This window comes from Frigoribacterium sp. MEB024 (genome assembly GCF_000878135.1).
Classification (GTDB): domain Bacteria; phylum Actinomycetota; class Actinomycetes; order Actinomycetales; family Microbacteriaceae; genus Frigoribacterium.
Map to the genome: position 1 here is coordinate 1 of NZ_JXQZ01000034.1, position 14,445 is coordinate 14,445.

The following is a 14,445-nucleotide window of genomic DNA, read 5'->3' on the forward strand; positions in this document are numbered from 1 at the left end:
CTGTCGCCGCCGGGCTGCTGCCGTTCGCGCCCGGCTCGGACGGCGGCGGCAGCATCCGCATCCCGGCGGCCGCCACGGGCCTCGTCGGCCTCAAGCCCTCGCGGGGGCGGGTGCCGGCGCAGTCGGGTCTGACCAGCCTCGCGGGCCTGCCGGTCGGCGGGGCGCTGGCTCGCTCCGTGGCCGACGCCGCCCTGCTGCTCGACGCCATGGTGTCGCCCGACGGTCGCGACCCGCGGCACCACCAGGCGCTCTGGGCTCCGCTGTCACCCGACGGTGCCTATCTCGGCACCGCCGTGCGCGGCGAGGGACGCTTCCAGATCGCGGTCATGACGACCAGCCCCTGGGACGACGCGTTCGACGTCCGGGTCGACCCGCGCCTCCTGGGCGTCCTCGGCGAGACCGCCGACCTGCTCGCGACGATGGGGCACGGGGTCGACGAGACCAGCCTGCCGTCGTCGGACTACCCGGCGCTCTTCCGCACGATCTGGCAGGCGGGGGCGGCGGGCATCCCGGCCGAGAGCGAGGCCGAGCTGGCGCTGCTCGAGCCGATCACCCGGTGGCTGGTCGAGCAGGGCCGACGCGTGACGGCACGCGAGCTGTCGGCGGCGCTCGTCGGGCTCGCGGCGTTCGAGCGCGCCGTCATCGAGCGGTTCTCGGCCTTCGACGCCGTCCTGACGCCGACGCTCGCGATGGTGCCGCGCCCGATCGGCTGGTACGACGCCGAGGACGCCGAACGCAACTTCGAGCAGCAGTGCCTGTACTCGCCGTTCACATCGTTCGTCAACGTGGCCGGGTTGCCCGCGATCAGCCTCCCGGTGGGCGAGGTCGACGGCGTGCCCGCCGGCGTGCAGCTGATCGGGCGACCCGGACGCGAGGACGTCCTGCTCGCGATCGGCGCCCAGCTCGAGCGGCGGCTGCGGTGGCAGCGTCGGCACCCGCCGATGTGGTGAGCCCGCCTGCGCCCTGTGACGAGTCGACCTGCCGCCCTGTGACGAGCCGTGGTCTCAGTCGAGCGTCGGCACCGAGTCGACGAGCGTCCGCGTGTAGTCGTGCTGCGGTCGGCGCAACACGTCGTCGGTGACCCCCTGCTCGACGACGCGACCGTCGCGCAGCACGGCGACCCGGTCGGCGAGGTGCTGCACGAGCCCGATGTCGTGAGAGACGAGCAGCAGCGACAGCCCGCGTTCGTCGCGCAGCTCGCGCAGCAGGTCGAGGATCTGCGCCCGCACGGTGACGTCGAGAGCACTCATGGGCTCGTCGCCGATCAGCAGCCGCGGCCGGTGCACGAGGGCCCGGGCCAGGGCGATGCGCTGCCGTTGGCCGCCACTGAATTCGTGGGGCCAGGCCTCGGCGTCGCGCGCCGCCAGACCCACGCGCTCGAGCATCTCGGCCACCAGGCGGTCGTGGTCGCCCTCGACGCTCAGCGCACGCAGCGGCTCGGCCACGGTGTCGCCGACGCGCATGCGGGGGTCGAGCGAGCTGTAGGGGTCCTGCAGGACGATCCCGGTCTGCCGCCTCAGCCAGCGCAGGCGGGACGCGCGGTCCGGGGCGACCGTCCGGCCGTCGAACGTCACGGTGCCCGAGGTCGCCCGGTCGAGGGCGAGCAGCAGGCGCACGAGTGTCGACTTGCCCGAGCCCGACTCGCCGATGAGGGCGACGCTCTCGCCGGCCGCGACCTCGAGGTCGGCGTCGACGAGCGCGTGGCGCACCGGTCCCGGCTGGAATGGCGACCGGCGCGGCAGCGTGAAGGTGCGGGTGAGGCCCCGGGCGACGAGCAGAGGAGGCGCCGGTGCGGTCGTCGGGTCGCTCACGAGGCCCTCCAGGTCGTCGCCCTCGTGGCCTCGACGAGTCCGCGGGTGACCTCGTGCTCGGGGCGGTGCAGCAGCTGCTCGACGGGGCCGCGCTCGACGACGCGCCCGTGCGACAGCACCGCCGCGTGGTCGGTGATGAGCGAGAGCACCGCGAGGTCGTGCGTGACGAAGAGCAGCGACGTCCGCTGCTCGTCGACCAGGCGCTGGAAGAGCGCGAGCACCTCGGCCTGCGTCGTGACGTCGAGGGCCGTGGTCGGTTCGTCGGCGAGCACGAGCCCTGGCCGGTTGATCAGGGCCATGGCGATGCCGACGCGCTGCCGCTGACCGCCCGAGAGCTGGTGCGGGTAGAGGTCGACGACGGCCTCGGGGTCGGGCAGGCCGACCTCGGCGGCGGCGGCCACCGCCCGGGCGCGGGCGTCGCGGCGACCGACGCGGCCGTGCAGGCGGAGGGGCTCGGCGATCTGCCGCCCGACGGTGACGACGGGGTCGAGGGCCGTGCGGGGGTCCTGGAAGACCGTGCCGACGACGCGGCCGCGCAGGCCGGCCAGCTCGCGCTCGGACGCCCCGAGCAGCTCGCGCCCGTCCAGCCGGATGCTGCCCGTGGCGCGGGCGCCGTCGGGCAGCAGGCCGAGGACGGCCAGCGTCGTCATCGACTTCCCCGAGCCGGACTCGCCGATCAGCCCGACCCGCGCCCCGTCGGGCACGTCCAGCGAGAGGCCGTCGACGACGCGGCGGTCGCCGACGGTGACGGTCAGGTCGTCGATCACGAGGCTCACGAGACGACCCCCGGGGTGGTCGGGGTGCCCGCGGCACCCGGGGCGGTCGCCCGCGGGGGAGCGGTGGACGGAGCCGGCGTCGAGGGGGAGCCCGGGGTGCCGCGTCCCGTCCGCCGGGACCGCAGCCGGGGATCGGAGGCGTCGCGCACGGCGTCGCCCAGCAGGTTGAGCGCCAGCACGGTCAGCGTGATGGCCAGCCCGGGCCAGACGACCGAGCCGGGGTGCACGCCGATGAACTTCTGCAGGTCGCTCAGCAGGCGCCCCCACGAGGCGGTGTCGGCGGGGGCGCCGTAGCCGAGGAACGACAGCCCCGCCTCGGCGAGCACGCTCGTGGCCATCGACAGCGAGAGCTGGACGACGACGACGGGCGCGATGTTCGGCAGCACGTGGCGACGCAACACGGCCCCGGTGCCGAGCCCGTTCGCGCGGGCGGCGAGCACGTAGTCGGTCCGCGCGACCTGGCGGATCTCGGACCGGCTGACCCGGGCGATCGTCACGCCGTAGCCGACGCCCACGGCGACGACCACGACGGTGAGCGACCCGCCGAACGCCGCGGCGAGGGCCATGGCGATCAGGAGCGTCGGGAACGCCACGAGCACGTCGATCAGCACGGCGACCGACTCGCGCACCCAGCGGGCCGTCAACGAGCCCAGGGCGGCCAGGCCGACCCCGACCACGGTGGCGACCACGCCCGAGGCGACGGCGACCACGACCGTCGTCCCGGTGGCCGCGAAGACGTAGCTGAAGATGTCCCGGCCGACCGAGTCGGTGCCGAAGGGGTGCCCGAACGAGGGCGTCAGCCAGGCCGAGTACGGGTCGGTGTCGAACGGGTCGAGCGGGGTCCAGACCCGGCTGACCAGGGCCGACAGGACGATCAGGGTCAGCCAGCCGACGCCGAACGCGCCCTGCGGTCGACGCAGCAGCTCGCGGATGAACGCACCGCGCCTCATCGATCGCCCTCGCGGAGGCGCGGGTCGAGCCGTCGGTGCACGAGGTCGATCACGAGGCCGATGAACAGCACGAGCGTGGTCAACGTCATCAGTTCACCCTGCACCTTCGTCAGGTCACGGCGACCGACGTCGGTCACCAGCATGCGGCCGAGTCCCGGCAGCGTGAACAGCTGCTCGATGACGACGGCCGACACGATGAGGCCCGCCACCTGCAGGCCGAGGATCGACACGACGCTGAGCATGACGTTCGGCAGCCCGTGCTTCACGAGGGCACGTGACCGGGTCATGCCGTTGGCGGCGGCCGTCCGCACGTAGTCCTGGTCGAGGGCCCCGAGCGCCGCCGAGCGCGTGAAGCGCAGCAGGACGGCCCCCTCGACGATGCCGATGGTCAGGGCCGGCAGCACGAGCGAGCGCAGCGCCCGCCCGGGCTCGCTCCACCCGTCGGCCGGGAATCCCTGCGTGGGCAGCAGCCGCAGCGTCACGGCGAAGACGCCGATCAGCAGCATCCCCGCCCAGACGACCGGGACGGCCGCCAGCAGCTGGGCCCCCGTGCCGAGGACGACCCCGGAGGCGCGGCCGCGGCGGAGCGCGCTCGTCACGCCGAGCGGGATGCCGATCAGCAACCCGAAGACCAGGGAGAGCGCCGCGAGCGGGAGGGTGACGGCCAGCTTGTCGAGCACCTCGTCGATCACCGGCGTGCCGGTGACGAGCGACTCGCCCAGGTCGAGTCGCACCAGCCCGCCGGCCCAGTCGAGGTACTGCACCACGACGGGCCGGTCCAGGCCGAGCTGCTGACGCAGGGCGGCCACCTGCTCGGGCGAGCCGGTCGTCCCGGCGATCGCCTGGGCGACGTCTCCCGGCAGCAACCGCAGGGTCGCGAAGATCAGCACGCTCGCGACGGCCAGCCCCCCGACGAAGAGGAGCAGGCGGCCGACGACGAAGCGGGTCACTCCGTCGTGGCCAGGTCAGCCAGGTCGAGGCGGGTCGTGGTCGAGCTCGTCGGGAACCCGGTGACTCCGTCGTGGATCGCCGTCAGCGTGGTGGCCGTGTAGAGCCACTCGGCGGGGGCGTCGTCCGAGACGATCTTCGCCGCCTCGGCCAACTTCTCGTCGGCGACCTGCGGGTCGGTGGCCGCGATCGACTCGGCGTAGAGCTGCTGCACGGGCGCACTGTCGTAGCCCCAGTAGTAGTCCGGGTTCGCCCAGTTCGAGAAGTCGTGGGTCTCGGCGTGGTTCACCATGCTGAGCTCGAAGTCCTTGTTCACGTAGACAACGTCGAGCCAGGTGCTGAAGTCGACCTGCTGCACCGTCAGCGTGACGCCGACGGCCTTGAGCTGCGTCGTCAGCACGTCGCCGATCGCGGTCGGGTAGACGTTGGGGTACTCGAGGGTGAGCGACAGGTCGCCGTCGTGGCCGGCCTCGGCGAGCAGGCTCTTCGCCTCGTCGGGGTCGTAGGCGTCGACGCTCGTGAGGTCTTCGTAGCCGGGGTCGAGCTCGGGGATCGGGCCGCCCTGGTCGACGGCCGACCCGCCGACGGCGGCGATCAGTGCGTCGTTGTCGATCGCGAGTCGCAGGGCCTTGCGGACCTTCGCGTCGGTGAAGGGTGCGACGGCGTTGTTGAACGCGAGCGTGTACTTGTCGGTCGTCCTGCCCTTCTCGAGCGTGATGCCGTCCACGCCGTCGAGCTGGCTCGACAGGGTCGCGTCGACCGCGGTCTGCACGTCGACGTCGCCCGAGATCGAGGCGTTGATCGCCGCGGACGGGTCGGTCACGTAACGGAAAGTGACGCCCGCGACCTTCGCCGGGGTGCCCCAGTAGTCGTCGAAGCGTCCGAGCTGCAAGTTGTCGCCCTGTCGCCAGCTCGTCAGCTCGAAGGGGCCGGTGCCGTTCGCCGTCGTCGAGAGGTCGTTCGTCGCCGACTGCTGCAGCACGAGACCGGCCCGCCCCGTGAGGTCGAACAGCAGGGACGAGTCGGGTCGCGAGAGTGTGAGCACGACCGTGTCGGCGGCGGGCGCCGTGACGGTCGAGACGGCGGCGAGGTCGGCGTGGTTCGCGAGCGAGGCGTCGTCCTTGACCTGAGACAGTGACCAGACGACGTCGTCGGCCGTCATCGCGGCACCGTCGTGGAAGGTCACGCCGTCGTGCAGCGTGAACGTGTAGGTGAGGCCGTCGTCGCTGACCGTGTGGCTCGCGGCCAGCACGTCGCGGATCTCGTTGTCCTGCGTGCGGCCCACGAGGCCCTGGTAGACGTTGTCGATCAGCACCTGGTCGAGGGCGATGCCGGCCGTGGTGCGGATGTCGAGGTCGCTCGGCTCGAGCACGAGACCGACCGTGACGGTCGCGTCGGGGTCGGGGGTGCCCGACCCGTCGGGGGACGAGGCGGACGAGCAGCCCGTCACGACGAGCAACAGCGCGGCGACGGCGGCGGAGAGGGGGAGGGTGCGCACCTGGTGGGGCCTTCCGGGGATGGCCGTGGCGGATCGTCCACGGCGACGAGGGACCGGGGGCGCGGGAGAGCCCCTCGGTCGTTCGGCGGGGGAGTCCCGGTCGCTGCTGAACCGGTCCACGCGATCCGCCACCGTGTTGCTGTCGGACACGGTACGGCCCCTTGTGCCGGGCGTCGCTGACGGACTCCCGAACCCGACAGAACTTACCATCACGGCAGCGAGGTCGCTGTCAATCGAGAGACCCGTGTGGCGGATGAGGCAAGCCTTACCTATATTGAAGGGGACATGATCCTCGTAGACCAGAACCCGCCCCTGCCGCACGACGCCCTGCGCGTCCTGTTCGCCGCAGACGCGACGTCGATCCCCGTCCTGCGAGAGATGCTCTCGGTCCTTCCGATCTGCGCCCGGGGTCAGGTGTTCGTCGAGGTCGAGAGCGCCGACGACGTCGTGCCGCTCGCCTCGCCGGGTCGCGTCACGGTGACCTGGCTCGCCCGTGACCGCCGCTCGGGCGTGCCCGGCACCAGCACCGCCTGTGCCCCCGGTCAGGCCCTCGAGCGGGCGGTCCGGGCCTGGCTCGGCGAGATGTACGTCGAACCCGAGACCGTCGCGACGGGCGACCACGTCGTCTGGATCGGCGGCCCGCCCTCGTTCGCCTACGACCTGCGGCACGACCTGCACGAGCTCTTCCACGTCGGCACGCCCGCCGACGCCTGAGCGGCGCCCCTCGATGACGATCACGTCCACCGCCACCGCCACCGCCACCGTCGAGCGCCCGGCGAAGCCGGCCCACCGTCCCTACCGCGTCCGGGTCGCGGCCGTCCGTCGCCTCGCCCCGTCGTTCGTGCGCATCACGTTCACCGGCGACGACCTGGGCGACTTCGGGGTCGACGGTCTCGACCAGCGCATCAAGGTCGTGCTGCCCCTCGAGGCCACCGGCTACGACACGTTCCCCACCGACGACTGGTACGCCTCGTGGCGCGCCCTGCCGTCCGAGCAGCAGAACGTCTTCCGCACCTACACCGCGCGAGCCGCCCGCCCTGCGCTGCGCGAGGTCGACGTCGACTTCGTCTGCCACGGCGACACCGGCCCCGCCTCGGCCTGGGCCGGTCGTGCCCGGGTCGGCGACGACCTCGTGCTGATCGGTCCCGACGCGACGAGCGGCGTCACGGGCAGCGGGGTCGAGTGGTCACCGGGTGACGCACGCACCGTCCTGTTGGCCGGTGACGAGACGGCGGCCCCGGCGATCTGCTCCATCGTCGAAGCACTGCCGACCGACGCCAAGGGGTGCGTCTTCATCGAGATCCCGACCGCGGCCGACGAGCTCGACCTCGTCGCGCCTCCCGGTGTCGACGTCCACTGGCTGCCGAGGCGGGACGCCACGTCCGGCCACGGTGAGGCCCTGGTGATCGCCGTCCGTCGCTGGACGGCCCGCTACGTCACCGCCTGGCACCACGGCGTCGAGGTGAGCGAGGTCGACGTCGACCACGACCTGCTCTGGGACGTCCCGCAGGGCGACGACCCGCACGGTGCCGCCGTCAGCTCCGACCTCTACGCCTGGTTCGCGGGCGAGGCGGGGGCGATCAAGACGCTCCGTCGCTTCCTCGTCAGCGAGGTCGGCGTCGACCGGCGCCAGGTCGCCTTCATGGGCTACTGGCGGGTCGGCAAGTCCGAGTCCTGACGCGAGGCCCTCGACGACGAAGGAGGCGCGACCACGTCGGTCGCGCCTCCTGCGTTTCGTGCTTGGGTCGCGCTCAGATCTCGACGGGCAGGCCGACGAGCTCGGAGCTGCGCTCCCAGAGGGCCTCGGCGAGCAGCGGGTCGGTCGCCTGGCGGTGCAGGCGGCCGTGGGGCTTCAGCTGGTCGAAGTAGGTGCCGCTCTCGACCGCGATCGTCGTGGGCCCGGCGAGCTGGATCAGCGGCACGGCACCGGCCGGGGCCGAGATGCCGTAGTTGCCGTTGGTCAGCACGTTCGCGACCCGCATCGAGCGCGAGTCCGAACCGAACCCGGTGACCACGATGCCCGGGTGGAACGAGAACGCCTCGAGCCCGGTGCGCTTCGCCAGCTCGCGGATGAAGAGGACCGTCTCGATCTTGGTCGTGCCGTACTGGCGCCACCCACCGCCCCAGCGACGCTTCGACCAGTTGAGGTCGTCCAGCCGCACGTGGCCCAGCAGGTTGGCCGTGCTCGCCGTCGAGACGACGCGGCCCCCGCTCTCGACGAGGCGGGGCAGGAGCAGCCGGGTCAGGAGGAACGGTGCGAGGTGGTTCGACTGCAGGGTGCGCTCGAAGCCGTCCGCCGTGACGCCCCGTTCGCTGACGAGACCGCCGGCGTTGTTCGCGAGGGCGTCGATCCGCGGGTAGCGGTCGAGCAACCGGTCGGCCAGCGACCGGACGTCGTCGAGTCGGTCGTAGTCGACCAGGAAGGCCGTTCCGCCCACCTCGTCGGCGACGGCCTGCGTGCGCTCGGGATCGCGCCCGACGACACCGATCTCGGCGCCGCCCTTCGCGAGCTCGCGGGCGGCCTCGCGGCCGATGCCGCTGCTCGCCCCGGTGATGATCACGGTGCGGGTCATCGATATCCGCCCTTCTCGAGGCCGGCCTCGATCTCGAATCTGTTCGACAGCGGGTCGCTGCCGGCCAGGAAGTACAGTACGGGCATCAGCATGCCGTACCTGCGCCACTGACGGACGTGCACGGCCTCGTGTTCGAGGACGCGCGGCCCGTCGTTGTCCCGGGTCAGGTAGACCCGACCGACACAGGTGCCACCCCGCTTGAACGCCCAGCGGGGCAGTCCGCTACACACGATCAGGTCACCGACCACGCGGACCCGCCCCACGCTGAGCGGCACCCCGACCGCGAGACCGACGGCCGTCGCCCAGGCGCAGCCGAGTCGCGAGATCGGGGAGTCGAGCAGGGGGTTCTTCACGGACGGCCGTAGGCGTCGAGCAGGCGCAGCCAGACTTCGCTCACCGTCGGGTACGACGGGACGGCGTGCCACAGCCGGTCGATCGGCACCTCGCCGACGACGGCGATCGTGGCGGCGTGCAGCAGGTCGCTGACGTCCGGGCCGACGAAGGTCGCACCGACGATCACCCTGCGGGACTCGTCGACGACGAGCCGCGCCTGGCCCTTGTACTCGTCCGAGTGGATCGCCGAACCGGCGACCGCGGCGAGGTCGTAGTCAACGACCCTGACGTCGATGCCGCGCTTGCCGGCGGCGTCGGCGGTGAGGCCGACGCTCGCGACCTCGGGGTCGGTGAAGGTGACCTGCGGCACGGCCGCGTCGTCGGCGGTGGCGACGTGGGCGCCCCACGGCTCGGCCTGCACGGGCTTGCCGAACGCGCGGGCGGCGATGACCTCGCCGGCGGCGCGGGCCTGGTACTTGCCCTGGTGGGTCAGCAGCGCGCGGTGGTTGACGTCGCCCACGCCGTAGAGCCAGTCGGTGCCCTTGACGAGCATGGTGTCGTCGACGTCGAGCCACTCGCCGGGGGTCAACCCGACGTTCTCGAGGCCGAGGTCGGTGGTGCGGGGCACGCGGCCGGTCGCGACGATGATCTCGTCGGCGATCACCGTCGAGTCGTCGTCGAGAGTGACCTCGACCGTGTCGTGCTCGGTGCGCAGCACGTTCGAGGGCGAGACGCCGAGGCGCACGTCGACGCCGAGACCGCGCAGCGAGTCGGCGACGAGTTCGCCGGCGAAGGGCTCCTGCCCGCCGAGCAGACCGCTGCGCGCGATCAGGGTGACGGTGGAGCCGAGCTGCTGGTACGCCGTGGCCATCTCGGCCGCGACGACGCCGCCGCCGACGATGACGACGCTCTGCGGCATCGACTTGACACTGGTGGCCTCGCGGCTGGTCCAGGGCTTCGCCTCGGCGAGACCGGGGATGTCGGGCAACAGAGCCGACGAACCGGTCACGGCGGCGACCGCGTACTTCGCCTGGTGCACCTCGCCGTTCACCGTGACCTCTTTGACGCCGGTGATGGTGGCGTGACCGCGGATCAGGTCGATCCCGGCGCCCTCGACCCAGTCGGCCTGGCCCGAGTCGTCCCAGTTGCTGGTGAACGAGTCACGGCGACGCAGCACGGCGGCGACGTCGACGTCGCCGGTCACGGCCTGCTTGGCCCCGTCGAGCGTCTTGGCGGCACGGACGACGGCGCTGGACCGCAGCAGCGCCTTCGAGGGCATGCACGCCCAGTACGAGCACTCGCCACCGACGAGCTCGGCTTCGACGAGGCCCACCTTGAGGCCGTTGCGGGTGGCGTAGTCGGCCACGTTCTCGCCGACAGCGCCGGCTCCGATCACGATGAGGTCATAAGTCGTCATGGCCCCGACGCTAGTCTCACCGGGTCCTGCGTTCTCAGGCGGGTCCACCCGGGGGCATGGCCGTTTCGTGAAACCCTCCTGGGTCTTTCCTGAACGGCCTGAGCGAGATCCGGGAGGCGCGGGTAGCGTCCCTCACATCAGCGCACCACCGCGATCCTTGCGGCGGAGCGCGTCAACCTACGAGGAGGCACACATGGGACTCGACGACAAGATCAAGAACGCCGCTCAGGACATCGCCGGCAAGGCGAAAGAAGCTCTCGGCGACCGCAAGGGCGACGACGAGCTGAAGGCCGAAGGTCAGAAGGACCAGGCCGGTGCCTCCGCCAAGAAGGTCGGCGAAGACGTCAAGGACGTCTTCAAGTAGGCCGATCCGCCTCGTTCTCGAGCCCGTCCACCCTCTGGGGTGGGCGGGCTCTTTCGTGTGCCCACGGCCGAGGAGGCGCGGTCAGCGTCCCGTGAACTCCGCGGCGGTCCGCGACGCGAAGGCTTCGAACCCGATCCGGGCGTCGTCCGACGCGAGCAGCCGCACGAGCTCGGGCTGCAGACGGGCCTCGGCCGCGGCGTCGCCCTCGCGGACCGCGAGTCGGGCGTTCGCCAGGGTCGCCTGCACGGCCAGGGGGGCCTGCGCCGCGATCCGTCGGGCGAGGTCGAGGGCGTGGTCGAAAGCCGATCCGACGTCGACCAGGTCTTGCACGACCCCGATGCGCCGCGCCTCCTCGGCGTCGAGGAGGTCGCCGGTCAGCAAGTACCGCATGGCGTCGCCCCAACCGACCCGGCGGGGGAGGCGGACGGTCGCGCCGCCGAACGGGAGGATCGCCCGGCTCACCTCGATCTGGCCGAAGCGGGCGTCGCGGCTCGCCACCACGACGTCGCTCGCCAGCGCGAGTTCTACCCCGAGCGTCAGGCAGGTGCCCTGCACGGCCATGACCACGGGTTTGCTCACCTGACGACCGTGCACCTGCCATGGGTCGAGGCCCCCCTCGGGGACGACGTCGAGGCCCTCGGCCGTCACCGCGGGCACCACGTCGCCGAGATCGAGGCCGGCGGTGAAGTGCTCCCCGTGGGCGAAGAGCAGCCCGACGCGCAGGTCGGGGTCACGGTCGAGCTCGCCGTAGGCCAGGGCCAGCTCGCGCAGCATCCGGAGGTCGGCGGCGTTGCGCTTCTCGGGCCGGTCGAGGCCGATCAGCAGCACGTGACCGTCGCGCTCGACCGTCACGCGCGGACGGTCCTCGCCCGAGGCGGCGCGGTCTGCCGGGTCGGTGTTCGTCGGGCCGGCACTCATCGCGAGAGGGCCCCGAGGATGCGCAGGATCGCGCCCATGTCGTCGGAGGCCGCCGCGGCGTCGACCGGTGCGAACGAGCACAGGCCGGCACCGACGAGGGTGAACCGTTCTTTCAAGGCCGTGATCGTCTCGATCAGGACGCTCAGCTCGAGGCCGAACGGCTGGGGGTCGAGCAGACCCTCGATCACCCCCGGGTCGAGCACGTCGAGGTCGACGTGCAGGTAGACCTCGGTGGCGCCCGAGGCCTCGACGGCGGCGACGACCTCGGCGGGGTCGAAGTCGAGCGACGACACCGACGGGACGTGGCGACTCTCGATGTAGCGATCTTCGGCGTCGTCGTAGCTGCGCGCCCCCGCGAGCACCACACGGGCGGGGTCGAGCGGTTCGGGCGTCGGGCCGGATCCGATGGTCGGGAGGTCTTCGGTGGCGTCGCCGATCAGGGCCCGCAGCACCATGCCGCTGAAGGCACCGCTTTCGCTGCTGCGTGGACTGTGCAGGTCGGGGTGGGCGTCGAACCAGACGACGGCGGTGCGGGGGGTGACGGCGTGACGGACGGCCGCGAACTCGACGCCGCAGTCACCGCCGACCACGATGGCGGGGGAGTCGTCGGTCCGCAGCTCGCGCCCGACGGACTCGGCGATGGTGAGGACCGACGAGAGCCGGTGCACGCGCGTGCCGAGCGAGTCGCCCGCACCCACCGGGACCTCGACCACCGTGGTGGCCGTCGACGGCAGGTCGCCGAGGACGGCGTAGGCGCCTTCGGCCAGCCGCATCGCACGCGACGACGGAGAACCCTGCCACTGTGGAACCACGACGAACCTCACGGGCGTCAGTCTGTCACGAGCGGGTGCCCGTGCTCCAGGCCCAGGGGCGACTCAGTGCACCGACGGCGCGTTCGAGGGGCCCCCGCCCGACGAACCGCTGCCAGAGGGTGGCGTAGAGGAGCGTGAGGACGACGGCGACGACCAGGTGGACCAGGGGAAGGCCGTAGGCGGCGGTCGGGTCGGACAACCGGTACACGGTGAACAGCGGCGCGGTGATCAGCACGTGGGCCGTGTAGACGGTGAGCGGTTGCGCGCCCGTGGCCGCGAGGGGTCGCAGGACGGTGCGGACGACCGCAGCCGCGCCTCCTCGTCCCTGCCGCTCGGGCGTCACGGGACGACGCGCGGTGGTGGCGAGCAACAGCAGCCCGAGCACGGCGGCGGCGACGCCGCCCGAGCCCACGATCTCGGCCGGCATGCCCTCGTGGTCGGCCGGGTCGAGCCAGGGGACCGAGGAGGCGCCGGGCAGGAAGCGCGCCGAGTACCCCACGATCGCGGCCGACGTCCCGACGACGAGCAGCGTGACCTGGGTGCGGGTGCGGGTGAGGTCGGAGCGCGCCGCGGCGAGACCGACGAGCACGAAGGGCGTCCAGACCAGAGCCGGGTAGGCGCCGACCAGGAGGGCCTCGGTCGCGAGACCGGGGGCGCCGGACAAGGCGGTGTCGCCGTAGGCGTCGACGGGGACGAACGAGGCCAGCCACGGGGCCACGACGGCGAGCAGCGCCGCCGCCGCGAGCAGCACGGTCCGAGGGGCGAACAGCAGCCCCAGCGCCAGGACGAACATGACCCCGTAGTACGGCAGGATCACCAGGAGGTAGGGATTCCAGGCCTGCAGGGCGAGGCCGAGAACGATCAACAGCCCGGCACGGATGGCGATGCCGCCGACGACCCGCCCTCGAGTGCCGCGGGGCGTCGGCCTCGCGCCTCCTGACATGAGCCCGAGCGAGACCCCCGCGAGGGTCGCGAAGAGGATCGCCGACCGCCCGTCGAAGACGCGCTCGTCGAGCAGCAGCCGAGGCCACATGTGGGCGGCGAACATCCCGATCACGGCGAGGCCGCGGGCGACGTCGACTCCCATCAGGCGGGGTGCCGCCCGGCGCGCCGGCACCGGCGGGACGTCCACCGGTGCCGGAGTGCGGGGCAGCGGCTGGCTCACTTGTCGAGCGCGCCGAGCTTGAGGGCGGCCAGGCGGGCGTCGACCTCGGTCTGCTCGCCGAGGTCGTCCAGGCTCTCGAACTGCGCATCGAGGCTCGAGGCGGCGAGTTCTTGACGACCGAGCATCTTGGCCTCTTCGCGGCGGACCTTGTCCTCGAAGCGGCTGATCTCGCTCGTCGGGTCGAGGATGTCGATGCTCTGGACGGCGTCGGCGACCTTGGTCTGCGCCTCGACCGTCTTCGAGCGAGCGTTGAGCTCGTCACGCTTGGCGGCGAGCTGGTCGAGCTTGGACCGCATGCCGGTGAGGCCCGTCTTGAGCTTGTCGACGACGTCGGTCTGGGAGGCGATCTGCGGTTCGGCGGTCTTCGCCTCCTTCTCGCTCTGCAGCTGCTTGCCGAGCGCCACGCGGGCGAGGGCGTCGAACTTGTCGGCGTCGACCGTGTTGCCCGACGAACGCAGTTCGTCGGCCTTGTTGCTCGCGGCGAGTGCCTTGCGCTCCCAGTCCGCGGCGGCGGCGACGTCCTCGGCGTGGTCCTGCTCGAGCAGGCGCAGGTTGCCGATGGTGGTCGCGACGGCCTCTTCGGCCTCGGCGATGCTGTTGGTGTAGTCGCGGACCATCTGGTCCAGCATCGTGCTGGGGTCCTCGGCCTGGTCGAGCAGGCCGTTGATGTTCGCGCGGGTCAGTTGCGCGATGCGTCCGAAGATCGACTGCTTTGCCATGGTGCGTCCTTTCGAGAGGTGGTGCCGTGGGGTGGTGCTCGTCGTACTCGTGGTGCTGCTCGTGCGGGCGGGGCGGGGTGGGGCGAGCGGACCTAGAACCGGCCGCCGCCGGAGCTGCGGCCGCCGCCGCCACCCCCGCCGCCGAAGCCGCCTCCGCCGCC

The 14,445-nt window shown here is 72.3% G+C and carries 16 protein-coding genes; 4 read left to right on the plus strand and 12 right to left on the minus strand.

Translation table 11 applies throughout. From position 1 onward, the window contains the following. Window positions 1–950, plus strand: a 950-nt coding sequence (locus SZ60_RS08285; RefSeq protein ID WP_043595093.1) for an amidase, incomplete at its 5' end; no start/stop codon positions are given. Window positions 951–1,004: 54 nt separating this feature from the next. On the opposite strand, the gene SZ60_RS08290 is transcribed toward SZ60_RS08285, so the two are convergent. The 5 genes from SZ60_RS08290 to SZ60_RS08310 are packed head-to-tail and all read right to left on the minus strand — an operon-like array spanning window position 1,005 to window position 5,983. Next, complete coding sequence (locus SZ60_RS08290) at window positions 1,005–1,811, minus strand: ABC transporter ATP-binding protein (protein ID WP_231567086.1); 807 nt, start codon at window positions 1,809–1,811, stop codon at window positions 1,005–1,007. Beyond that, window positions 1,808–2,587: an ABC transporter ATP-binding protein gene (locus SZ60_RS08295; protein WP_043595094.1), complete on the minus strand. Its 780-nt coding sequence runs from the start codon at window positions 2,585–2,587 to the stop codon at window positions 1,808–1,810. The genes SZ60_RS08290 and SZ60_RS08295 overlap by 4 nt, the downstream gene beginning before the upstream one ends. After that, entirely contained in the window at window positions 2,584–3,537 is a 954-nt protein-coding gene (locus tag SZ60_RS08300; RefSeq protein WP_043595095.1) for an ABC transporter permease, read from the minus strand. Before SZ60_RS08300 ends, SZ60_RS08295 begins: the two co-directional genes overlap by 4 nt. Continuing rightward, window positions 3,534–4,487 carry an ABC transporter permease gene (locus tag SZ60_RS08305; RefSeq protein ID WP_043595096.1) on the minus strand — a complete coding sequence of 318 codons (954 nt, stop codon included), beginning with the start codon at window positions 4,485–4,487 and terminating at the stop codon, window positions 3,534–3,536. Before SZ60_RS08305 ends, SZ60_RS08300 begins: the two co-directional genes overlap by 4 nt. Then, a complete protein-coding gene (locus SZ60_RS08310) occupies window positions 4,484–5,983 on the minus strand; it encodes an ABC transporter substrate-binding protein (RefSeq protein WP_043595097.1) in 1,500 nt (499 codons plus the stop codon). Before SZ60_RS08310 ends, SZ60_RS08305 begins: the two co-directional genes overlap by 4 nt. A gap of 285 nt (window positions 5,984–6,268) precedes the next feature. On the opposite strand from SZ60_RS08310, the gene SZ60_RS08315 reads away from it, so the two are divergent. Both SZ60_RS08315 and SZ60_RS08320 read left to right on the plus strand, forming a co-directional pair. Further along, window positions 6,269–6,697: an SIP domain-containing protein gene (locus SZ60_RS08315; protein ID WP_043595098.1), complete on the plus strand. Its 429-nt coding sequence runs from the start codon at window positions 6,269–6,271 to the stop codon at window positions 6,695–6,697. A gap of 13 nt (window positions 6,698–6,710) precedes the next feature. Continuing rightward, window positions 6,711–7,661: a siderophore-interacting protein gene (locus tag SZ60_RS08320; protein WP_043595099.1), complete on the plus strand. Its 951-nt coding sequence runs from the start codon at window positions 6,711–6,713 to the stop codon at window positions 7,659–7,661. 73 nt (window positions 7,662–7,734) lie between these two features. Here the strand turns inward: SZ60_RS08320 and SZ60_RS08325 are convergent, their stop codons facing one another. Genes SZ60_RS08325 through SZ60_RS08335 form a run of 3 tightly spaced genes read right to left on the minus strand, consistent with a single transcriptional unit; the run spans window position 7,735 to window position 10,306 of the window. Then, window positions 7,735–8,556, minus strand: a complete 822-nt coding sequence (locus tag SZ60_RS08325) for an SDR family NAD(P)-dependent oxidoreductase (RefSeq protein WP_043595100.1) — start codon at window positions 8,554–8,556, stop codon at window positions 7,735–7,737. Further along, the gene (locus tag SZ60_RS08330) at window positions 8,553–8,909 is read right to left on the minus strand and encodes a Fe-S oxidoreductase (RefSeq protein ID WP_231567087.1); all 357 of its coding nucleotides are present in this window, start codon (window positions 8,907–8,909) and stop codon (window positions 8,553–8,555) included. The genes SZ60_RS08325 and SZ60_RS08330 overlap by 4 nt, the downstream gene beginning before the upstream one ends. After that, the gene (locus tag SZ60_RS08335) at window positions 8,906–10,306 is read right to left on the minus strand and encodes an NAD(P)/FAD-dependent oxidoreductase (RefSeq protein WP_043595101.1); all 1,401 of its coding nucleotides are present in this window, start codon (window positions 10,304–10,306) and stop codon (window positions 8,906–8,908) included. Before SZ60_RS08335 ends, SZ60_RS08330 begins: the two co-directional genes overlap by 4 nt. Before the next feature lie 193 nt (window positions 10,307–10,499). Here SZ60_RS08335 and SZ60_RS08340 point away from each other — a divergent pair, with 193 nt between their 5' ends. Next, entirely contained in the window at window positions 10,500–10,670 is a 171-nt protein-coding gene (locus SZ60_RS08340) for a CsbD family protein (RefSeq protein WP_043595102.1), read from the plus strand. Between the two features lie 81 nt (window positions 10,671–10,751). On the opposite strand, the gene SZ60_RS08345 is transcribed toward SZ60_RS08340, so the two are convergent. The 4 genes from SZ60_RS08345 to SZ60_RS08360 form a co-directional block, all read right to left on the minus strand. Then, a complete protein-coding gene (locus tag SZ60_RS08345) occupies window positions 10,752–11,522 on the minus strand; it encodes a crotonase/enoyl-CoA hydratase family protein (RefSeq protein WP_043595107.1) in 771 nt (256 codons plus the stop codon). 62 nt (window positions 11,523–11,584) lie between these two features. Beyond that, complete coding sequence (locus SZ60_RS08350) at window positions 11,585–12,412, minus strand: arginase family protein (protein ID WP_231567088.1); 828 nt, start codon at window positions 12,410–12,412, stop codon at window positions 11,585–11,587. Window positions 12,413–12,425: 13 nt separating this feature from the next. Beyond that, window positions 12,426–13,565 carry a DUF418 domain-containing protein gene (locus SZ60_RS08355; RefSeq protein WP_052505251.1) on the minus strand — a complete coding sequence of 380 codons (1,140 nt, stop codon included), beginning with the start codon at window positions 13,563–13,565 and terminating at the stop codon, window positions 12,426–12,428. Beyond that, window positions 13,562–14,284: a PspA/IM30 family protein gene (locus tag SZ60_RS08360; RefSeq protein WP_043595104.1), complete on the minus strand. Its 723-nt coding sequence runs from the start codon at window positions 14,282–14,284 to the stop codon at window positions 13,562–13,564. The genes SZ60_RS08355 and SZ60_RS08360 overlap by 4 nt, the downstream gene beginning before the upstream one ends. Window positions 14,285–14,445 lie beyond the last annotated feature (161 nt).